We start from the raw sequence: 20949 nt of genomic DNA, 5'->3' as shown, positions 1-20949 counted from the left end.
GCCATCCGCAAGGAGCTCAACATGGTCAAGGTGCCGAAGGGAACGACGCTGGTGGTCGGGCTCGGACTCTCCGGGCGGGCCATCTGCCGCCACCTCGGCCGGCACGGTGTGCCCTTCATGGTCGCCGATACCCGTGAGGTGCCGCCCGGGCTGGACGACTTCCGCGTTGCCCATCCCGGCGTCGGGATTCACCTGGGGCCCCTCACTGACCTCGACCTCGACGAGGCCGAGGAGGTGGTGGTCAGCCCCGGCGTCGACCCGCACACGCCAGGCCTGGAGGGGCTGGCGGGGCGCACCCGAGAGGCCACCGCCGAGCCGCTGCTGGTGGGGGAGATCGCGCTCTTCGTGCGTGCGGCCCGAGCGCCCATCGTCGCCGTCACCGGCTCCAACGCCAAGTCCACCGTGACCACCCTGGTGGGCGAGATGGCCCGCGAAGCCGGACTGCGGGTCGCCGTGGGTGGCAACCTGGGGACCCCGGCGCTCGACCTGCTCGAGGCGGCGCCCGACGCCGAGCTCTTCGTGCTGGAACTCTCCAGCTTCCAGCTCGAGACTACCCCCCGCCTGGGGGCCGAGACGGCCGCCTTCCTCAACCTCTCCGAGGATCACCTGGACCGCCATGGCGATATGGCAGGCTACCGGGCCGCGAAGCTGGGCATCTTCCGCGGCGCCCGGCACGGCGTGGTCAATGCCGATGATCCCGACACCTGGCCGGACGGGCCGCTGCCGGCTCTCGATCGCTTCACCACCCGCGCCCCCGAGGGCAACGACTGGGGCATCGCACGGCGCGCCGACCGCGACTGGCTGATGCACGGGAGCGACCCGCTGCTGCCGGCCGCCGAGATGCGCCTGCCGGGGCGCCACAACCAGGCCAACGCCCTGGCGGCGCTGGCCATGGGCCATCGCCTGGGCCTTCCGCTCACGGCCATGCTCGAGGTGCTGCGGCGCTTTCCCGGGCTGCCCCATCGTGGCGAGCTGGTGGCGGAGATCGCGGGAGTGCGCTGGATCAATGACTCCAAGGGCACCAATGTCGGCGCGACTCTGGCCGCCATCGAGGGACTCGGACCGACCCTCGAGGGGCGCCTGATCCTGCTGGCCGGCGGGGTGGGCAAGGGGGCCGACTTCCACCCCCTGGCGGAGCCCCTGGCGCGCCATGGACGCGAGGCGATCCTCTTCGGCCGGGATGCCGGGCACCTGGAGCATGTCCTGCGTGGCCGGCTGCCGGTGACGCGGGTCGAGAACCTGCAGGGCGCCCTGGCGCGGGCGGTGGAGATCGCCGCGCCCGGGGACTGCGTGCTGCTGTCGCCGGCCTGTGCCAGCCTCGACCAATTCACCGACTACCAGGCGCGTGGCGAGGCCTTTCGCCGGGCGGTCAAGCGCCTGGCAGGGGAGGCGGCATGAACCGGCTATCCCGCCTGCGCCGGCGGCTGAGCACCGCCGAGCACGCCTTCGACGGCTGGCTGGTGCTGGCCTCCTTTGCGCTGCTGCTGATCGGCTGGGTGATGGTGACCTCGGCGTCCAGCGAGGTGGCCTCGAGCCTTACCGGCAATGCCTGGTATTTCAGCCTGCGGCACGGCATCTTCCTGCTGGTGGCACTGGCCGTCGGGGCGCTTGCCCTGCGGGTGCCGCTGGCCTGGTGGAAGGCCAACGGACCGCTGCTGCTGCTGGTGGGGCTGGTCCTGCTGCTGCTGGTGCTGCTGGTGGGGCGCGAGGTCAACGGCAGCCGTCGCTGGCTCTCCGTGCCGGGCCTGCCCTTCAACCTGCAGGCGTCCGAGGTCGCCAAGTTCTGCCTGATCGTCTACCTGGCCGGTTACCTGGAGCGCTTCCTGCCCCAGGTGCGTCGCCAGTGGGGGGCCTTCCTGCGCCCCCTGGCGGTGATGGCGGTGATCGCGGGGCTGCTGATCCTCGAGCCCGACTACGGTGCCGTGGTGGTGATGACCGGCGCGGTGATGGGCATGCTGCTGATGGCCGGTGCCCCCTGGGGGCGCTTCCTGGTGCTGCTGCTGCTGGTGGGGGCCCTCGGGGCCCTGGCCGCGGTGGCGGAGCCCTATCGGATGGCGCGCCTGACCAGCTTCGCCGACCCCTGGGCCGACCAGTTCGCCAGCGGCTACCAGCTGACCCAGGCACTGATCGCCTTCGGGCGCGGGCACTGGCTGGGCATGGGGCTGGGCAACAGCGTGCAGAAGCTGTTCTACCTGCCGGAGGCCCACACGGACTTCGTCTTCGCGGTGCTGGCCGAGGAGCTCGGCCTGCTGGGCGCCATCGCCGTCGTCGGGCTCTTCGCCCTGCTGGTCTGGCGCGCCATGGCGGTGGGGCGGCGGGCCGAACTGGCCGGCCTGGCCTTCGCCGCCTACCTCGGCTATGGCTTCGCCCTGGTCATCGGGGCCCAGGCCTTCATCAACATCGCCGTGAGCACCGGGATGCTGCCCACCAAGGGGCTGACCCTGCCACTGCTCAGCTATGGTGGCTCGAGCCTGGTGGTGAGTTGCCTGATGATGGCGCTGCTGCTGCGCGCCGACATCGAGACCCGCCTGGCCCTGCGCCGGGCCGGGCCCACGGCTTCCCGGGCGCCATCGCCCGGCAGGACACAAGGACGCGCAACATGAGTCGACGCGAGGGACGCCGCGTATTGATCATGGCCGGCGGAACCGGTGGCCACGTTATTCCGGCCCTGTCGCTGGCCCGCGGGCTCCAGGCGCAGGGCGTGCAGGTCGCCTGGCTGGGCAGCCCACGCGGCATCGAGAACCGCCTGGTCCCCGAGGCCGACATCCCGCTGCACCGCATCGCGGTGAGCGGGCTGCGTGGCAACGGCCTGGCCGGGTGGCTGCTGGCCCCCTTCAACCTGGCCCGCGCGGTATGGCAGGCGGGACGGGTCATCCGCGATTTCGATCCCCAACTGGTGGTCGGGCTGGGCGGCTTCGCCAGCGGACCTGGCGGCCTGGCGGCCTGGCTGGCCCGCCGGCCCCTGGTCATCCACGAGCAGAACGCCGTGGCGGGGCTCACCAACCGGGTGCTGTCGCGCCTGGCGCGCCGCGTCTATGCCGCCTTTCCCCAGGCCTTCTCCGGCCGGGCCGAGGTGATCGGCAACCCGGTGCGCGACGAGATCGCCCGGCTCGGTGAGGTCCCGAGGCGCGCCGACGAGATGGCCGGGCGGCGCCTGCGGCTGCTGGTGGTGGGCGGTTCCCTGGGGGCGCAGGCCCTCAACGAGCGGCTGCCCGAGGCGCTCGTCCGGCTGCCCGAGGCCCGTCGCCCCGAGGTGCGCCACCAGGCCGGCCGCGACAAGGATACGGCCACCAGTGAGGCCTACCGCGAGCAGGGCGTCGAGGCCGACGTCACGGCCTTTATCGACGACATGGCCGGCGCCTACGCCTGGGCCGACCTGGTGGTGTGTCGCGCCGGTGCCCTGACCGTGGCCGAGCTGGCCGCCGCGGCCAAGCCGGCGCTCTTCGTGCCCTTTCCCCACGCGGTGGACGACCACCAGACGGCCAACGCCCGGGCCCTGGTCGATGAGCAGGGGGCGCGACTGATGCCCCAGCAGGAGATGAGCGCGGCGACGCTGGCCGAGTGCCTGGCGTCGCTGCTGGACCCCGACACTCTCGCCACCATGGCGGCACGGGCCCGTGGAAGTGCCCGTCTCGATGCCGTCGAGCGCCTGGTGGCCGGTTGCATGGAGACAGGCTTTGAGCGATGAGACCCTTGGACCGGTTCCCGGTCAGGCCACGCCCCCGCACCCCGGACGGGGACTCGGCATGCGTCGTATCCGGCGCATCCATTTCGTCGGCATCGGGGGGGCCGGGATGTGCGGCATCGCCGAGGTGCTGGCCAACCAGGGCTATGCCGTCAGCGGCAGCGACCTGAAGGCCTCCCCGGTGGTGGCCCGCCTGCGCCAATGCGGCGTCCGCGTGGCCATCGGCCATGCCGCCGAGCATGCCGTGGACGCCGACGTGGTGGTGGTCTCCACTGCGGTGGACGAGACCAACCCCGAGATCCGCTGGGCCCACGAGCATCGCGTGCCGGTGGTGCGCCGCGCCGAGATGCTCGCCGAGCTGATGCGCTTTCGCCACGGCATCGCCGTGGCCGGCACCCACGGCAAGACCACCACCACCAGCCTCACCGCGACCCTGCTGGGCGAGGGCGGACTGGATCCCACCTTCGTGATCGGCGGACGGCTGACCAGTGCCGGCACCAATGCGCGGCTGGGGGAGGGCGACTACCTGGTGGCGGAGGCCGACGAGTCGGATGCCTCCTTCCTGCACCTGCAGCCCATGGTCGCCATCGTCACCAACATCGATGCCGATCACATGGCGACCTACGGCGGCGACTTCGAACGGCTCAAGGGCACCTTCATCGAGTTCCTGCACAACCTGCCGTTCTATGGCCTGGCGATCCTGTGCATCGATGATACCCACGTGCGTGGCCTGCTCGACCGCGTCAGCCGCCAGTTCGTCACCTATGGCTTCAGCGAGGATGCCGACTATCGCATCGAGGGGTTCGTCCAGCAGGCCGGCGAGGTGCACTTCACCGCGGTGCGTCCCGAGGGGCTGGCGCCGCTCGAGGTGCGCCTGGCCATGCCGGGACGCCACAATGCCCTCAATGCCCTGGCGGCGATCGCCGTGGCCAGCGACGCAGGGGTCGGCGATGACGCCATCCTGCGGGGCCTGGCGAGCTTCGCCGGGGTGGGGCGACGCTTCCAGGTACATGGTGACTTCCCGGCCCCGCGGGGCGAGGGCGAGGTGATGCTGGTGGACGACTATGGTCACCATCCCCGCGAGGTGGCGATGGTGATCGACGCCGTGCGGGCCGGCTGGCCCGAACGGCGCCTGGTGATGGTCTACCAGCCGCACCGCTACTCGCGCACCCGGGACCTCTACGAGGACTTCGTGCGGGTGCTGGCCGGTGTCGACACCCTGCTGCTGCTCGACGTCTACGGCGCCGGAGAGACACCGGTTCCCGGGGCCGACGGGCGCACCCTGGCGGGCTCCATACGCCAGCGCGGGTCGGTCGACCCGATATTCGTCCAGGACAAGGGCGAGCTGCCGGACCTGCTCGCCCGGGTGCTGCGCCCCGGCGATATCCTGATCACCCAGGGGGCCGGCGACGTGGGCGGCATCGCCCAGCACCTGGCCGATGCCGCCCTGGCACTCGACGAGGTGACACTATGACGCATGATGTCGGCCGGGTGGTGGTGCTGTACGGCGGACGATCCGCCGAGCGCGAGGTATCCTTGAAGAGCGGTGCCGCCGTTCTCTCGGCCCTGACCCGCTCGGGGCTGGAGGCCATCGGTTACGATCCCGCCGAGGACGGGCTGGTGGGGCTGGAAGCATTGAATCCCGACCGGGTCTTCATTGCCCTGCACGGCCGGGGTGGCGAGGACGGCACCCTGCAGGGTGCGCTGGAACTGCTGGGCATTCCCTACACCGGCAGCGGGGTGCTGGCCTCGGCACTGGGCATGGACAAGCAGCGTACCAAGCTGATCTGGCAGGCACTGGACCTGCCGACCCCGGAGAGCGTGATGCTCGGCCCCGAAGCCGACTGGGCGGCGGTGGTCGAGCGCCTCGGCCTGCCGCTGATCGTCAAGCCGGTCCACGAGGGCTCGACCCTGGGCATCAGCATCGTTGACAGCCGCGATGCGCTGGAGGCGGCCTACCGCGATGCCGCCCGCTTCGATGCGCGGGTGATGGCCGAGCGCTTCGTCAAGGGGGAGGAGTATACGGTGTCGCTTCTCGCGGGTGACGTCCTGCCGGCGATCCGCGTCGAGGTGCCCAGCGGCTTCTACGATTACGAGGCCAAGTATCTCTCCAACGAGACGCGCTACCACCTGCCGTGCGGCCTGTCCGGCGACGAGGAGGCCGAGCTCGCCGCGCTCTGCCGGTCGGCCTTCGAGGCCATCGGCGCCGAAGGCTGGGGACGGGTCGACGTGATGCGCGACGCCGAGGGGCGCTTCTGGCTGATCGAGGTCAACACCGTGCCGGGGATGACCGACCACAGCCTGGTCCCCCAGTCGGCGGCACATGCCGGCATCGACTTCGATGCCCTGGTGCTGCGCATCCTCGCCACGGCCGAGGAACGACGCTAACCCATGGCAACGCGCGGAAGCTTCGTCGGCGTACTCCTGCTGGCCCTGCTGCTGGGTGCCGGAGGGCGGGCGCTGTGGATCTGGCTCGACCGGCCCATCGAGCGTGTCTCGGTGGGGGGCGAGCTTCACCATGTCAATGCCGACTATCTGCGTAGCCAGCTGGCACCAATGATCCAGGGGCAGACCTGGCTCTCCGTCGATCTGCCCGCATTGCGTCAGAAGGCCCGGGAGATCGGCTGGCTGGCCGAAGTGCGTGTCAGCCGCGAGTGGCCCGATGCGCTGACGTTCGACCTGGTCGAGCAGGTGCCGGTGGCCCGCTGGAACGACGCGCGCCTGCTCAACCCCGAGGGCGAGCCCTTCGCCGTCGGGCCGGTGTCGCCTCCCGCCGATCTGCCGGACCTGGCCGGCCCGCCCGGCAGCGGGGCCGAGGTGCTGGGCTATCATGCCCGGCTCGCCGCGAAGTTCGCCACTCAGGGGATCGAGGTGCGCCAGCTGCGTCTGGAGCCTCGCGGGGCCTGGCGCTTCCAGCTCGACAGCGGTGTCTGGGTGATGCTCGGTCGCAATGATCGCCCCGCCCGCCTGGGGCGCCTGGCCGCCGCCTGGCAGCGCGAGCTGGGTCCTCTGGCATCGCATATCCGCTACATCGACCTGCGATATCCCAACGGGGTTGCCGTGGCCTGGCACGGACAGACCGAGCCGGTGGAGGAAGAGTCACCGACGGACGGCTGAAGGCGTCAGGAGACAATTCGGTTGACCAGGCAGCATTTCGGGTGTTTCTTTCGTGACAAATTCGCCGTATCGTGACGGGTGTTTCGGCAATCGGGCTGGTGGAACAACTGAAGTTGTTCCTATAATTGGCCCAGGCCTACTTTTCAGGATTAATCTTCCCCTTCGGGGTCAGGTTCGAGGAGACTTCCCGACTCATGGCAGGTCCATCCAATGTGTCCAATATGGTAGTCGGGCTGGATATCGGAACATCCAAGGTCGTGGCGATCGTGGGGCAGCCCACCGACGATGGCGGGATCGAAATCGCCGGTATCGGCTCACATCCGTCACGCGGCATGAAGAAGGGCGTGGTGATCAACATCGAGTCCACGGTGCAGTCCATCCAGCGTGCCGTGGAGGAAGCCGAACTGATGGCCGGCTGCGACATCCATTCGGTCTATGTGGGCATCGCCGGCAGCCATATCAGTTCGATGAATTCGGATGGCGTGGTAGCCATCAAGGAGCGCGAGGTCGCCTCCTCCGACATCGACCGCGTCATCGATTCCGCCCGGGCGCGGGCGATCTCGGAAGGCCAGCGCGTGCTGCATGTCCTTCCCCAGGAATTCGCCATCGATACCCAGGGCGGTATCCGCGAACCACTGGGCATGTCCGGCGTGCGACTCGAGGCTCGGGTTCACTTGGTCACTGCCGCCCTCAATGCCGTCCAGAACATCGAGAAGTGCGTGCGCCGCTGTGGGCTCGAGGTGGACTCGATCATCCTTGAGCAGCTGGCCTCGAGCCATGCGGTCCTCACCGAGGACGAGCGCGAACTCGGCGTCTGCATGGTGGACATCGGTGGCGGTACCACCGATATCGCCGTGTTCACCGAGGGGGCCATCCGCCATACCTCGGTGATTCCCATCGCCGGCGACCAGGTCACCAACGACATCGCCATGGCGCTGCGCACGCCCACGCAGCATGCCGAGGAGATCAAGGTCAAGTACGCCTGCGCCCTGACCCAGTTGGCCTCCAGCGACGAGATGATCAAGGTGCCCAGCGTGGGTGATCGGCCGGCCCGGGATCTCTCCCGCCAGTCGCTGGCCGAGGTGGTGGAGCCACGCTACGAGGAGCTCTTCACCCTGGTGCGTGACGAGCTGCGTCGCAGCGGCTACGAGGATCTAGTGGCCGCTGGGGTGGTGCTCACCGGTGGCACCGCACGCATGGAGGGGGTGGTCGAGCTGGCCGAGGAGATCTTCCACATGCCGGTGCGCATCGCCTGCCCGCAGAACGTGCGCGGGCTGGCAGACGTGGTACGCAATCCGATTTATTCGACGGGTGTCGGTCTGCTGCATTACGCTCTACTGGAAACCCGTCAAGGGCATGGCCGTCAGGGGCCTGGAGGCATCATCCCGGCGCAACCGAGGCGTGACGACATCACCCGGCGTGACGCAGGGGAAGGGATTCCGGCGCTGGCAAGGATCAAGGGCTGGTTCAAAGGAAATTTCTGACAGGGCCGCGGTCGCGGTCCAGGAGACGGGACTTATGTTCGAACTGGTAGATAGCGCACCTTCAAGCAGTGCGGTCATCAAGGTCATCGGTGTCGGGGGCGGTGGCGGCAATGCCGTCAACCACATGGTCGAGAGCAACATCGAGGGCGTCGAGTTCATCTGCGCCAATACCGATGCCCAGGCCCTCAAGCGGGTCGCCGCCAAGACCGTGCTCCAGCTCGGCAGCGAGATCACCAAGGGCCTCGGGGCCGGCGCCAACCCCGATGTGGGCCGCCAGGCCGCCATGGAGGACCGTGAGCGGATCGCGGAACTGCTCGGCGGCGCCGACATGGTCTTCATCACCGCCGGCATGGGGGGCGGCACCGGGACCGGTGGCGCGCCCGTCGTCGCCCAGGTGGCCAAGGAACTGGGCATCCTCACCGTGGCGGTGGTGACCCGTCCTTTCCCCTTCGAGGGCCCGAAGCGCATGCGCGCCGCCGAGGAGGGCATGAAGGAGCTCTCCGAACACGTCGACTCGTTGATCACCATCCCCAACGAGAAGCTGCTCTCGGTGCTGGGCAAGAGCGCGACCCTGCTCACCGCCTTCAGTGCAGCCAACGACGTGCTGCTGGGGGCCGTGCAGGGTATCGCCGAGCTGATCACCAGCCCCGGCATCATCAACGTCGACTTCGCCGACGTGCGCACCGTGATGTCCGAGATGGGCATGGCGATGATGGGTACCGGCGGGGCCACCGGCGAGAACCGCGCCCGCGAGGCGGCCGAGAAGGCCATCCGCAGCCCGCTGCTCGAGGACATCGACCTGCACGGGGCCCGCGGCATCCTGGTCAATATCACCGCCGGCCCGGACCTCTCCATCGGCGAGTTCAATGATGTGGGTGCCACCGTCCAGGAGTTCGCTTCCCAGGACGCCACCATCGTGGTCGGCACCTCCATCGACATGGACATGACCGACGAGCTGCGCGTCACCGTGGTGGCGGCCGGGCTCGAGGGCAACAAGGCCCAGAAGCCGGCATCCCGCGAGACCGCGCGTCGTGCCGAGGCCAGCAGCTATCGCCAGCGTCCGCAGACGGCGGTCAGTCGCGGTCAGGCCACGGCGCCGAAGCCGGAGGCTCAGGAGGCGCCGCGGCCGCAGCCGGAGAAGCGCAAGTCACAGGAGCTCGACGATTATCTGGACATTCCGGCCTTCCTGCGGCGGCAGGCCGATTGATCCACGCTATCACGGGGATAGGGGGCGCCGGGTGAGCTTTCTTTGTTGAAACGTCCGTTCGGTGTTATAGTGAACGGTGTTTGATAACCAATGACTGCCTGGCGACCGACCATGATCAGACAACGTACCCTGAAGAACGTCATCCGCGCTACCGGCGTCGGCCTGCACTCCGGCAAGAAGGTCTATCTGACCCTTCGGCCGGCGCCGGTGGACACCGGCATCGTCTTCGTGCGCACCGACCTGGAGCCCGAGGTGCAGATCCCGGCGCGCGCCGAGCATGTCACCGACACCACCCTGTGCACCGCGCTCTCCGCGGGCGGGGCCAAGGTCGCCACCGTCGAGCACCTGATGTCGGCCTTCGCGGGGCTGGGCATCGACAACGCCTACGTCGACGTGAGCGCGCCCGAGGTGCCGATCATGGATGGCAGCGCGGGCCCCTTCGTGTTCCTGATCCAGTCGGCGGGCATCGCCGAGCAGGGTGCTCCCAAGAAGTTCATCCGCATCAAGCGCGAGATCGTGGTGCGCGAGGACGACAAGGAGGCGATCTTCCTGCCCCATCAGGGCTTCAAGGTCTCCTTTGCCATCGATTTCGACCATCCGGTCTTCGAGGACCAGTCCCAGACGGCCATGGTGGACTTCTCCACCACCTCCTTCGTCAAGGAGGTGTCGCGGGCCCGTACCTTCGGCTTCATGCGTGATCTGGAGTACCTGCGCGCCAACAACCTGGCGCTGGGCGGCAGTCTCGACAACGCCATCGTGGTCGACGACTATCGCATCGTGAACGAGGGCGGGTTGCGCTATGACGACGAGTTCGTCAAGCACAAGGTGCTCGATGCGATCGGCGACCTCTACCAGCTCGGCCACAGCCTGATCGGCGAATTCCGCGGCGTGAAGTCGGGCCATGCCCTGAACAACCAGCTCTGCCGTGCCCTGCTGGCTCAGCCGCACGCCTGGGAACTCGTCACCTTCGAGGGTGAGTCCGAGACGGCGCCGATCTCCTACTCCGCGCCGGCCATGGCCTGACGGCGCGATCCCTTAGGGCAGTCTCAAGGACGCCGTCACCCTCGGGTGGCGGCGTCTTCGTGTCGGCAACCATTGCACAGCGTAAAGGGCGTCAGGATCTCTCGGCGTGGGCCGCCAGCCGCTTCAGGGCGCGCTTGAGCCCGGGGTCGTCGACATCCTCGGCACAGCTCGAGATCTCGTCGGCGGCCCGTTCCGGCAGGTGGCGGACCTGGCGCAGGGGAGGGCGGACCGGTCGCACCGGGCGGACCTTGAGGGTAAAGCCGGTCACCGACTCGAAGCCGGGCAGCTGGTGCAGCAGTTGGAGCAGGCGAGGCTGTTCGTAGCGCAGTCGGGTGAGCCAGACGGCGCGGTCGGTGATCAGGGCCAGGCGACCCTGGTGATAGCCGCCGACGAACAGGTGCTCGCGCATTTCCTCGGGCAGCTGGTCGCGCAGGTGATGCTGGGCGCGCTCGATCAGGGTGGCCATGCGCATCAGCGACCCCAGTTCGCCACGACCTTCCAGCAGCCGGGACATGGGCTGTGCTCTGAACCGCTTAACCTTTATACTCATCAGCTTGGTTCTCGGGGGCCGCGCCCCTGACGTTACGCGTCGGCCGCCACTGCTGGGGCGGCCGTTGAACACCCAGAGCCTAGCACGCACGGGAGGCCTTCGACAGCATGCCAGCCGCCATCACCGACAACGGCGCCGGGTCTCACGGGAGCCGGAACAGGTGCCGCACGACCCGCTGGTGGCTGGCCGGATTGCTGGTGGGATGCCTGCTGCCGGCCAGCCTGGCCCAGGTCGAGTCCCTGCGACCCGTCGAGCGTGCCGCCCAGGTCAGCATCCTGGTGCCGGTACTGCTGTGCGTGCGCTCTCGCCTGCAGGCCCGTCGTCGTGCCCTGGTGCGCTGGGTGCGGCGAGCCGCCCGCTGGCCGAGGGTGGCCGCGAGGGTCGTTGCCCGCTCCGCCCTCGCGCCCTGTCACACCGTTGCCGCGCATGATGTCCTGACACGTCGTGGCCCTCCCGACCTGCGGTGACGAGACCGCCCGGAGAGGTCGCGGGCCTGCTGTTCGCGACACGATGCCACACGCTGCAACTGGACCCTTCATGATCAACAACCTGTTACGCAAGGTCGTCGGCTCCAAGAACGACCGCGAAGTCAAGCGCATGAGCCGCCAGGTGACGGATGTCACCGGCCTGGAGAACGAGCTGGAAGGCCTCGATGAGACGGCCCTGAAGGCCCGCACCGACACGCTGCGAGAGCGCCTGGAGGCCGGCGAGTCCCTCGATGCGCTGCTGCCGGAGGCCTTTGCCACGGTGCGCGAGGCCAGCAAGCGCGTCATGGGCATGCGCCATTTCGATGTGCAGATGGTCGGCGGCATGACCCTGCATCGCGGGCGCATTGCCGAGATGAAGACCGGCGAGGGCAAGACGCTGGTGGCGACCCTGGCGGTCTATCTGAACGCCCTGCCGGGCAAGGGCGTGCACGTGGTCACGGTCAACGACTACCTGGCGCGCCGCGATGCCGAGTGGATGCGTCCACTTTATGAATTCCTCGGCCTCTCGGTGGGCGTGATCTTCGCCGGGCAGACGCCGGAGGAGAAGCGTCACGCCTACGCCTGCGACATCACCTACGGCACCAACAACGAGTTCGGCTTCGACTACCTGCGCGACAACATGGCCTTCTCGCTGGAGGAGAAGGTGCAGCGCGGGCTTCACTTCGCCATCGTCGACGAGGTCGACTCCATCCTGATCGACGAGGCACGAACCCCGCTGATCATCTCCGGCGCGGTGGACGAGAACACCGAGCTCTACCGGGTCGTCGACCGCCTGGCGGTGAACCTCGTGGCCTGCAGCGACGAGGAGGACCCCGAGAGCGGCGACTTCATCCTCGACGAGAAGCAGAAGCAGGTGGAGGTCACCGAGGCCGGCCATCGCAAGGTCGAGGAGCTGATGCGTGGCGAGGGGCTGCTGGGCGAAGAGGACTCCCTGTATGCCGCCCAGAACCTCAATCTGCTGCAGCACATGCACTCGGCGTTGCGCGCTCGCCACCTCTACCACCGCGATGTGGACTACATCATCAGCGACGGTCAGGTGGTGATCGTCGACGAACATACCGGTCGCAGCATGCCCGGGCGTCGCTGGTCGGAGGGCCTGCACCAGGCGGTGGAGGCGAAGGAGGGCGTGCCGGTGCAGCGCGAGAGCCAGACGCTCGCCTCGACTACCTTCCAGAACTATTTCCGCCTCTACGACAAGCTCTCCGGCATGACCGGCACCGCCGACACCGAGGCCTTCGAGTTCCGCCAGATCTACGGCCTCGACGTGGTGGTGATTCCCACCAACCGGCCGCTGATCCGCCAGGACCTCAATGACCTGGTCTACCTCACCGCCGAGGAGAAGTTCGAGGCGATCATCGAGGACGTCAAGGCCCAGACCGAGGCGGGGCGTCCGGTGCTGGTGGGGACCGCGTCCATCGAGACCAGCGAGTACCTGGCCGATCTGATGAAGCGGGCCGACATGCGGTTCAACGTGCTCAACGCCAAGCAGCACCAGAGCGAGGCGGAGATCATCGCCCAGGCCGGTCGCCCGGGGGCCGTCACCATCGCCACCAACATGGCCGGCCGCGGCACCGATATCGTGCTGGGCGGCAACTGGGAGGCCGAGGCCGCCAAGCTGGAGAACCCCTCCGAGGCCCAGGTCGAGCAGCTCAAGGCCGAGTGGCAGGCCCGCCACGAGGCGGTGCTCGAGGCCGGCGGCCTGCACGTGATCGGCTCCGAACGCCACGAGTCGCGGCGCATCGACAACCAGCTGCGCGGTCGCGCCGGGCGCCAGGGGGATCCCGGCTCGACGCGTTTCTTCCTGTCGCTGGAAGACAACCTGATGCGCCTGTTCGGCTCCGACCGGGTGCAGCGCATGATGAAGGCCCTGGGGCTGGAGCACGGCGAGGCGATCGAGCACAAGATGGTCTCCAATGCCGTGGAGCGCGCCCAGAAGAAGGTCGAGGGACGCAACTTCGATATCCGCAAGCAGCTGCTCGAGTATGACGACGTGGCCAACGACCAGCGTCGGGTCATCTACGAGCAGCGCAACGAGATCCTGGCCGCCGAGGACGTGTCCGACAGCGTCATGGGCATCCGCGAGGAGGTGCTGGACCTCGCCATCAGCGAATTCGTGCCGCCCCAGAGCCTGCCCGAACAGTGGGACCTGGCCGGCCTCCAGGATTACCTGAAGAGCGAGTTCAACCTCGACGCGCCGGTGGTCGAATGGGCCGAGCAGGACGAGCGCTTCCACGAGGAGCAGCTGCGCGAGCGGCTGCAGGCGATGCATCGCGAGGCCTACGAGGCCAAGGTGGCAGAGGCCGGCGAGGAGTTGATGCGCCGTTTCGAGAAGCAGGTGATGTTGCAGGTGCTCGACACCCGCTGGAAGGAGCACCTGCAGTCCATGGACCACCTGCGCCGGGGGATCCATCTGCGCGGCTATGCCCAGAAGAACCCCAAGCAGGAGTACAAGCGCGAGGCCTTCGAGCTGTTCCAGAACCTGCTGGCCAACATCAAGGCCGACGTGACCCGCATCCTCAGCCATGTCCAGGTGCGCCGCCCCGAGGAGGTCGAGGCCCTGGAACGTCAGCGCCGCGAGGCGCTGGAGCGCGAGAAGGCCAGTGCGGCGAGCCGTCACGACGCGCCGTCGATGGCGGCCGGCGAACAGGACGATGCCCCGGCCGCTCCGGCCCCGGGGGCCGACGGTCGGCCGTTGCGCCGCGAGGGCCCCAAGGTCGGCCGCAATGATCCCTGCCTCTGCGGATCGGGAAAGAAGTACAAGCAGTGCTGCGGCAAGCTGAGCTGAGGCGACGGGCCGGGGGGTGCCCCCGGCCAGGACAGGAGACGAGACGATGGCAGTGGGCGAGACACGCTTTCCGGCGATGCCGGTGATCGAGGGGCTGCGGCTGGGCACCGCCATGGCCGGGATCAAGAAGCCCGACCGCCGTGACCTGGTGGTGATCGAGATCCCCGAGGGGGCCAGGGTGGCCGGGGCCTTTACCCGCAATGCCTTCTGTGCGGCGCCGGTGACGGTGGCCCGTGAGCACTTGGCCGCCTGCACGGCGCGCGGGGAAGGGGTGCGGTACCTGGTGATCAACACCGGCAATGCCAATGCCGGTACCGGCGAGACGGGCCTGCGAGATGCCCGTGCCACCTGTGCCGAGCTGGCACGGCTGGCCGGGGTGGGCGAGCAGAGCGTGCTGCCGTTCTCCACCGGGGTGATCGGGGAACCGCTGCCCATGGAGCGCCTGCTGGCGGGCCTGCCCGCGGCTATGCGGGCTCTCGATGACGGCGCCGCCGCCTGGCGAGAGGCCGGCGAGGGGATCCTGACCACCGACACCCGCGCCAAGGGCGCCAGCGTGACCCTGGCGCTGGGCAACGAGACGGTGACCATCAACGGCATCGCCAAGGGATCGGGGATGATCCGTCCCGACATGGCCACCATGCTGGCCTTCGTGGCCACCGATGCGGCGCTGGAGCCGGTGCTGCTCGACCAGCTGCTGCGCGAGGCGGTGGAGCGCTCCTTCAACTGCATCACCGTCGACAGCGATACCTCGACCAACGATGCCTGCATGCTGATCAGCACCGGGCGAGGCGCCGCAGTGGTCGATGAAGCGGCCCTGACCATCTTCCGCAATGGCCTGCAGCGGGTGATGACCGAACTGGCCCAGGCGGTGATCCGCGATGGCGAGGGGGCGACCAAGTTCGTCACCCTGCAGGTCGACGAGGCACGCAGCCGTCGCGAGGCCCTGGACGTGGCCTTCACCGTGGCCCACTCGCCGCTGGTCAAGACGGCCCTCTATGCCTCCGATGCCAACTGGGGCCGGATCCTGGCCGCGATGGGGCGTGCGCCCGTCGAGGAGTTCGACGTGGACCGGGTCACCATCGACCTGGGCGAGGTGCGCCTGGTCGAGCGTGGTGGACGGGCCCGGGGGTATACCGAGGAGGCCGGCAGCGCAGTGATGGCCCGCGAGGAGATCGTCATCCGAATCGCCCTGGGACGCGGTGAGCAGAGCGCCACGGTGTGGACCTCGGACCTGTCCCATGACTACGTGACCATCAATGCCGACTATCGCAGCTGACCGTCGGGGACGGTCGGCAGCCTGACAGCAACCCCGCGCGGCGGCAAGGCCGCGTGGACCAGCGGGTAGGAGTCAATGAACGCAATGGTGAAGAGAAGGGTGCATGTGGCGGCGGCCGCCATCATCAGTGCCGACGGCAGTGAGGTGCTCCTCGCCCGTCGCCCCTCCAACGTCGATCATGGCGGGCTATGGGAGTTTCCCGGCGGCAAGCTGGCACCCTACGAGACCGGCCTCGAGGCGCTGAAACGCGAGCTCCACGAGGAGCTCGGCGTCGAGATCCGGCGGGCACAGCCGCTGATCCGCATCCACCACGAATATTCCGACAAGCACATCCTGCTGGATGTGTGGCAGGTCCATGACTTCGCCGGCGAGCCGTTCGGTCGCGAGGGGCAGGCGGTGCGCTGGGTGCCCATGACCGAACTGGTGCACTACCCCTTCCCGGCGGCCAATCTGCCGATCCTGCGGGCGGTCATGCTGCCCACCGAGTACCTGATCACCGGGGAGGAGGTCGACGAGGAGCGCTTCACGGAGCGCTTGTCCCGTGCCCTCGACGAGGACGGCGTGCGCCTGGTTCAGCTGCGCGCCAAGTCGCTGAGTGAGCCGGACTACCTGAAGCGTGCCGAGCAGGCCCTGGCGTTGTGCCGTGAGCGGGGCGCCCGCCTGGTGCTCAATGGCGAGCCATCGCTGCTGGAGGCCGTGGCCGCCGACGGCATCCACCTGACCAGCGACCGTCTGATGAGCCTGGAGCGGCGCCCGCTGCCCGAAGGCACATGGCTCTCCGCCTCGACCCATGATCGTCGGCAGCTGGACCAGGCGCGCCGCATCGGCTGTGACTTCGTGACCCTCTCGCCGCTGCGTACCACGCCCTCCCATCCGGATGTGGCACCGATCGGATGGCATGATTTCCAGCAGCTGGTCGAGCACGCCGGCATGCCGGTCTTCGCCCTGGGCGGCATGACGCGATTCGATGCGCACCATGCCCGCGCCGTGGGGGCCCAGGGCATCGCCTCGATCCGCGATTTCTGGAAGTAGCCAAACGCGCCGAGCTACAAGCGCCGAGCTACAAGCGCCGAGCTACAAGCAAACCCCGAGGCCGTTGCCTCGGGGTTTGCCTTGACGTGTCAGCGTCCCACACTTTGGCGGCTTGGCGGCTTGGCGGCTTGGCGGCTTGGCGGCTTGGCGGCTTGGCGGCTTGGCGGCTTGGCGGCTTGGCGGCTTGGCGGCCTCAGTCCCGGTAGCGCCGTGTCAGGTCGCCATAGGCGTCGATGCGGCGGTCACGGAGGTAGGGCCAGATGCGCCGCACTTCCTCGCTGCGCGTCATGTCCAGTGTCACCAGCATCCGTTCCGCCTCCTGGCCGGCATGGGCGAGCAGCTCGCCCTGGGGGCCGCAGATGAAGCTGCCCCCCCAGAAGTCGATGCCCGGCGTTGCCCCCGAAGGGTCTGGCTCGTGGCCGACCCGGTTGGCGACGATCACCGGCAGGCCATTGGCCACGCCATGGCTGCGCTGGATCAGGGTCCAGGCCTCCTTCTGTCGCCGCTTCTCCGGAGTGTCGTCCGGCGGATGCCAGCCGATGGCGGTGGGGTAGAGCAGCAGTTCCGCGCCGGCCAGGGCCATCAGCCGCGCCGCTTCCGGGTACCACTGGTCCCAGCACACCAGCACGCCCAGGCGTCCCAGGGAGGTGTCGATCGGCTGGAAGCCCTGGCCGCGACCGTCGTCCTGGTCGCCGGGGGTGAAGTAGAACTTCTCATAGAAGCCCGGGTCGTCGGGGATGTGCATCTTGCGGTAGTGGCCCACGCGGCCGCGGTCACGGTCGTAGACCACCGCGGTATTGTGGTAGAGGCCAGGCGCGCGGCGTTCGAACAGCGAGCCCACCAGCACGATGTCGAGTTCCTTCGCCAGGGTCGCCAGCCGCGTGCCGGTCGGCCCGTCGAGGGCCTCGGCCAGGTCGAAGACCTCGGTCTCCTCGGTCTGGCAGAAGTAGTGGGTGGCATGCAGTTCCTGGAGCATCACCAGCTGGGCGCCGGCAGTGGCCAGTTCGCGGATGCCGGCCTCGCTCTCGGCGAGACTCCTGGCCTTGCCGGGCCAGGCGGGCTGCTGGACCAGGCCCACCTTCAGCGTGCGGGACATGGGGCTCTCCTTGTGGGTCAGGGCCGGGGCGTGTCGGCCAGGCTGCCCTGGGGCAGCTGCATGGTCAGGCAGTGCAGGCTGCCATGCTGGCGGATCACGCTCAGGCAGTCGATGGGGATGATGTCGCGGCCGGGAAAGGCCTCGCCCAGGGCGGCCAGGGCCCGGTTGTCGGCACCGTCGCCATAGGCCGGGACCAGCACGGCGCCGTTGATGATCAGGAAGTTGGCATAGGTTGCCGGCAGTCGGTGGCCATCCACCGGGTCATGACAGGCCCGCGGCCAGGGCAGGGGAATCAGCCGGTAGGGCTCGCCGTCTGCGCGCCGTAGGGCGCGCAGCTCGGCCTCCATGGCGGCCAGTGCCGGGTAGTGGGGGTCGGCCGGGTCGTCGCACCTGACGTAGGCCAGCGTGGCCGGGTCGCAGAAGCGCACCAGGGTGTCCACATGGCTGTCGGTATCGTCACCGTCCAGGTGGCCATTGGCCAGCCACAGCACTCGCGTGACCCCGAGCTCCGCCTTCAGGCGCGCCTCGATGGCCGTCCTGTCGAGACCGGGATTGCGGTTGGGGTTGAGCAGGCAGGCCTCGGTGGTCAGCAGGGTGCCCTCGCCATCGGTCTCGATGGCGCCACCCTCGAGCACCAGGTCGCGGGATTCCACCGGGCAGGAGAAGGTACCGACGTCCGCCAGGCGGCGCGTCAGGGTGTTGTCGCGGGTGGCGTCGAACTTGCCGCCCCAGCCCGTGAAGACGTAGTCGAGCAGGAGCGGCTCGCCGTCACGTGCCATACCGAGGGGGCCGTGATCGCGGGCCCAGGTGTCGTCGGCGGCAGCGACCACCAGCCTCAGGCGGGCGGCCTCGACGCCGAGGCAGGCGAAGCGGTGGGCCAGATGGCTGCGGGTCGCGGCATCCGGCACGGCGACCAGCACGGCCTGGTAGCGCGTGATGGCGACCACCATGGCCTCCATCGTCGCCTCGATGCGTTCGAGCAGCGGGGCCCAGTCACTGTCGGGACTGGGCCAGGTGAGTTGCACGGCATCCTGAGGATGCCATTCGGGGAGCAGGCGATGGGCCATGGGCGGGTCTCGTGCAGATCGTCTCGGGTCGTGCCGGCGCAATGTAGGCCGCCGCCGGCAATGATGCAATGATCGCGCAAACGGATCGTGCCGGCGATGCAGAAAAGGCCAAAAAACCGTACCATGGGCGCCCGCCGACAAGGAATGTTCCCATGTTCGACCGTCTACCCTTCCTGATCGGGCTGCGCTACGTGCGCGCCAAGCGACGCAACCACTTCATCTCCTTCATCTCGCTCACGTCCATGCTGGGCCTCATGCTGGGGGTCGCGGTGCTCATCCTGGTATTGTCGGTGATGAACGGCTTCGACCACGAGCTGCGCACCCGGGTGCTGGGCATGGTGCCCCACGCCAAGATCGAGGCGCCGGGTGGGCTCACCGACTGGCAGCCGCTGGCGGAGCGCCTCATGGAGCGCGAGCGGGTGATCGGCGCGGCGCCCTATGTCGAGCAGCAGGGCATGTTCTCGGTGGGCGGGCGCAACGAGGGCGCCATGGTCAACGGCATCGAACCCGAGTGGGAGAGTCGGGTGTCGATCATCGACGAGAACATGCGCCACGGTAGCCTGGACGACCTCACGCCCGGCGAGTGGAACATCGTGCTCGGCTCGATCCTGGCGCGCCGCCTGGGCGTTGGGGTGGGCGACCGAGTGACGCTGCTGGTGCCCGAGGCCTCGATCACCCCGGCCGGCGTCTTCCCGCGGCTCAAGCGCTTCACCGTGAGCGGTATCTTCAGCGTCGGGGCGGACCTTGATGCCTCCCTGGCCTATGCCCACATCGACGACATGCAGACCCTGGCACGGCTGGGCGATGCGGTCGGCGGCCTGCGCCTCGAACTGGACGACCTCTTCGCCGCGGGCAGCGAGACCCGGGCGATCATCGATGAGCTGGGGTCCGGCTACCGGGGGCTCGACTGGACCTACTCGCATGGCAACCTCTTCCAGGCGATCCAGATGGAGAAGCGCATGATCGCGCTGCTGCTGACGGTGATCATCGCCGTGGCGGCCTTCAATATCGTCTCTACCCTGGTGATGGTGGTGACCGACAAGCGGGCCGATATCGCCATCCTGCGCACCATCGGTGCCACGCCGCGCTCGATCATGGGAATCTTCATCGTCCAGGGGCTGGCGATCGGCGTGATCGGCATCCTGGTGGGGGTCATCCTAGGCGTGCTGATGGCCTGGACGGTGTCGGATCTCATCGCCTGGGTGGAGGGTGCCTTCGGCATCCACTTCCTCGATGCTGGGGTCTATTTCATCAGCAACCTGCCGTCGCGCCTGATCTGGAGCGATGTGGCCAACATCGTGTCCGCGGCCTTCGTGCTGACCTTCCTCTCCACCCTGTACCCGGCCTGGCGCGCCGCCCGGGTGCAGCCTGCCGAGGTGCTTCGCTATGAGTGAGACGGCCATGCCCCCAGACGCCGGCACGCCCACCCATGCGGGACAGGTGATGCTCGAATGCCGTGACCTGACCCGGGTCTATCGCGAGGGACCGCGGGACCTCACCGTGCTGGATGGCCTGGCGATGCAGGTACTGGCCGGCGAGCGGGTCGCCGTGGTCGGCAGCTCCGGCTCCGGCAAGACCACGCTGCTCAACCTGCTGGGCGGGCTGGATCGCCCGAGTCGGGGTGAGGTGCGCATCGCCGGCGAGTCGCTGCTGACACTCAATGACGCCGACCTGGGGCGCTTCCGCAACCGCCACATCGGCTTCGTCTACCAGTTCCACCACCTGCTGGCGGAGTTCACCGCCCTGGAGAATGCCGCCCTGCCGCTGATCGTGCGCGGCCAGCGAAAGCGGGTGGCCGAGGAGCGGGCCCGCCAGCTGCTGGCAAGGGTCGGGATGGCCCAGCGGGCCGATCACAAGCCGGGCGAGCTCTCGGGGGGGGAGCGCCAGCGGGTGGCCATTGCCCGGGCGCTGGTCACCGACCCCAGCCTGGTGCTGATGGACGAGCCCACCGGCAACCTCGACCAGACCACGGCGGCGAGTATCCTGGCGCTGATGGACGAGCTGGCGAGCAGCGCTGCCTGCGCCTTCGTGATCGTCACCCACGACCTAGCGCTCGCCGCCCATCAGGACCGCGTCCTTCGACTCGACGGTGGACGCCTCGTCGAGCAGGCGGAGAGCGACTGAGACGGCGCGGCTCAT

18 protein-coding genes are annotated in these 20949 nt (G+C 68.7%); 15 read left to right on the top strand and 3 right to left on the bottom strand.

Annotated elements, in window-relative coordinates:
* Positions 1 to 21 precede the first annotated feature (21 nt).
* From murD to lpxC, 9 genes are all read left to right on the top strand, one after another.
* Positions 22 to 1398, top strand: coding sequence for a UDP-N-acetylmuramoyl-L-alanine--D-glutamate ligase (gene murD / locus QLQ86_RS14510; RefSeq protein WP_282733827.1), 1377 nt, complete (start codon positions 22 to 24; stop codon positions 1396 to 1398).
* Positions 1395 to 2603 carry a putative lipid II flippase FtsW gene (gene ftsW / locus QLQ86_RS14505; protein WP_282733828.1) on the top strand — a complete coding sequence of 403 codons (1209 nt, stop codon included), beginning with the start codon at positions 1395 to 1397 and terminating at the stop codon, positions 2601 to 2603. The genes murD and ftsW overlap by 4 nt, the downstream gene beginning before the upstream one ends.
* Entirely contained in the window at positions 2600 to 3688 is a 1089-nt protein-coding gene (gene murG / locus QLQ86_RS14500; protein ID WP_282733829.1) for an undecaprenyldiphospho-muramoylpentapeptide beta-N-acetylglucosaminyltransferase, read from the top strand. The genes ftsW and murG overlap by 4 nt, the downstream gene beginning before the upstream one ends.
* A gap of 58 nt (positions 3689 to 3746) precedes the next feature.
* Complete coding sequence (gene murC, locus QLQ86_RS14495) at positions 3747 to 5159, top strand: UDP-N-acetylmuramate--L-alanine ligase (protein WP_282733830.1); 1413 nt, start codon at positions 3747 to 3749, stop codon at positions 5157 to 5159.
* Entirely contained in the window at positions 5156 to 6073 is a 918-nt protein-coding gene (locus tag QLQ86_RS14490; protein ID WP_282733831.1) for a D-alanine--D-alanine ligase, read from the top strand. Before murC ends, QLQ86_RS14490 begins: the two co-directional genes overlap by 4 nt.
* Before the next feature lie 3 nt (positions 6074 to 6076).
* Positions 6077 to 6802 carry a cell division protein FtsQ/DivIB gene (locus QLQ86_RS14485; RefSeq protein WP_282733832.1) on the top strand — a complete coding sequence of 242 codons (726 nt, stop codon included), beginning with the start codon at positions 6077 to 6079 and terminating at the stop codon, positions 6800 to 6802.
* Positions 6803 to 6996: 194 nt separating this feature from the next.
* Positions 6997 to 8286 (top strand): cell division protein FtsA, encoded by a 1290-nt coding sequence (gene ftsA, locus QLQ86_RS14480; protein ID WP_282733833.1) that lies wholly within the window; start codon positions 6997 to 6999, stop codon positions 8284 to 8286.
* Between the two features lie 34 nt (positions 8287 to 8320).
* Positions 8321 to 9493, top strand: a complete 1173-nt coding sequence (ftsZ, locus tag QLQ86_RS14475; protein ID WP_282733834.1) for a cell division protein FtsZ — start codon at positions 8321 to 8323, stop codon at positions 9491 to 9493.
* Between the two features lie 111 nt (positions 9494 to 9604).
* Positions 9605 to 10516 carry a UDP-3-O-acyl-N-acetylglucosamine deacetylase gene (gene lpxC / locus QLQ86_RS14470; RefSeq protein WP_282733835.1) on the top strand — a complete coding sequence of 304 codons (912 nt, stop codon included), beginning with the start codon at positions 9605 to 9607 and terminating at the stop codon, positions 10514 to 10516.
* A 91-nt stretch (positions 10517 to 10607) separates the two neighbouring features.
* Here the strand turns inward: lpxC and QLQ86_RS14465 are convergent, their stop codons facing one another.
* Positions 10608 to 11030, bottom strand: a complete 423-nt coding sequence (locus QLQ86_RS14465) for a DUF721 domain-containing protein (RefSeq protein WP_282733836.1) — start codon at positions 11028 to 11030, stop codon at positions 10608 to 10610.
* Between the two features lie 143 nt (positions 11031 to 11173).
* Between QLQ86_RS14465 and QLQ86_RS14460 the strand changes: the two genes are divergently transcribed.
* The 4 genes from QLQ86_RS14460 (at position 11174) to QLQ86_RS14445 (ending at position 16647) form a co-directional block, all read left to right on the top strand.
* A complete protein-coding gene (locus QLQ86_RS14460) occupies positions 11174 to 11533 on the top strand; it encodes a hypothetical protein (protein ID WP_282733837.1) in 360 nt (119 codons plus the stop codon).
* A gap of 70 nt (positions 11534 to 11603) precedes the next feature.
* Positions 11604 to 14339: a preprotein translocase subunit SecA gene (gene secA / locus QLQ86_RS14455; RefSeq protein ID WP_282817442.1), complete on the top strand. Its 2736-nt coding sequence runs from the start codon at positions 11604 to 11606 to the stop codon at positions 14337 to 14339.
* A 46-nt stretch (positions 14340 to 14385) separates the two neighbouring features.
* A complete protein-coding gene (argJ, locus tag QLQ86_RS14450; RefSeq protein ID WP_282817441.1) occupies positions 14386 to 15615 on the top strand; it encodes a bifunctional glutamate N-acetyltransferase/amino-acid acetyltransferase ArgJ in 1230 nt (409 codons plus the stop codon).
* Positions 15616 to 15699: 84 nt separating this feature from the next.
* Entirely contained in the window at positions 15700 to 16647 is a 948-nt protein-coding gene (locus QLQ86_RS14445) for a Nudix family hydrolase (RefSeq protein ID WP_282817440.1), read from the top strand.
* A gap of 193 nt (positions 16648 to 16840) precedes the next feature.
* Here the strand turns inward: QLQ86_RS14445 and QLQ86_RS14440 are convergent, their stop codons facing one another.
* Positions 16841 to 17743, bottom strand: a complete 903-nt coding sequence (locus QLQ86_RS14440) for a carbon-nitrogen hydrolase (protein WP_282817439.1) — start codon at positions 17741 to 17743, stop codon at positions 16841 to 16843.
* Between the two features lie 17 nt (positions 17744 to 17760).
* A complete protein-coding gene (locus QLQ86_RS14435) occupies positions 17761 to 18810 on the bottom strand; it encodes an agmatine deiminase family protein (protein WP_282817438.1) in 1050 nt (349 codons plus the stop codon).
* A 152-nt stretch (positions 18811 to 18962) separates the two neighbouring features.
* On the opposite strand from QLQ86_RS14435, the gene QLQ86_RS14430 reads away from it, so the two are divergent.
* Together QLQ86_RS14430 and QLQ86_RS14425 are read left to right on the top strand one after the other, a co-directional pair.
* Entirely contained in the window at positions 18963 to 20204 is a 1242-nt protein-coding gene (locus tag QLQ86_RS14430; RefSeq protein ID WP_282733843.1) for a lipoprotein-releasing ABC transporter permease subunit, read from the top strand.
* Entirely contained in the window at positions 20197 to 20934 is a 738-nt protein-coding gene (locus QLQ86_RS14425; protein ID WP_282817437.1) for an ABC transporter ATP-binding protein, read from the top strand. The genes QLQ86_RS14430 and QLQ86_RS14425 overlap by 8 nt, the downstream gene beginning before the upstream one ends.
* Positions 20935 to 20949: the final 15 nt, after the last annotated feature.

The sequence above is a fragment of the Halomonas rhizosphaerae genome, from assembly GCF_030012485.1.
In the GTDB taxonomy this organism is placed as follows: Bacteria; Pseudomonadota; Gammaproteobacteria; order Pseudomonadales; family Halomonadaceae; genus Halomonas; species Halomonas rhizosphaerae.
The sequence above is the reverse complement of the archived record's forward strand: the minus strand, read 5'-3'. Positions and strand labels throughout refer to the sequence as shown.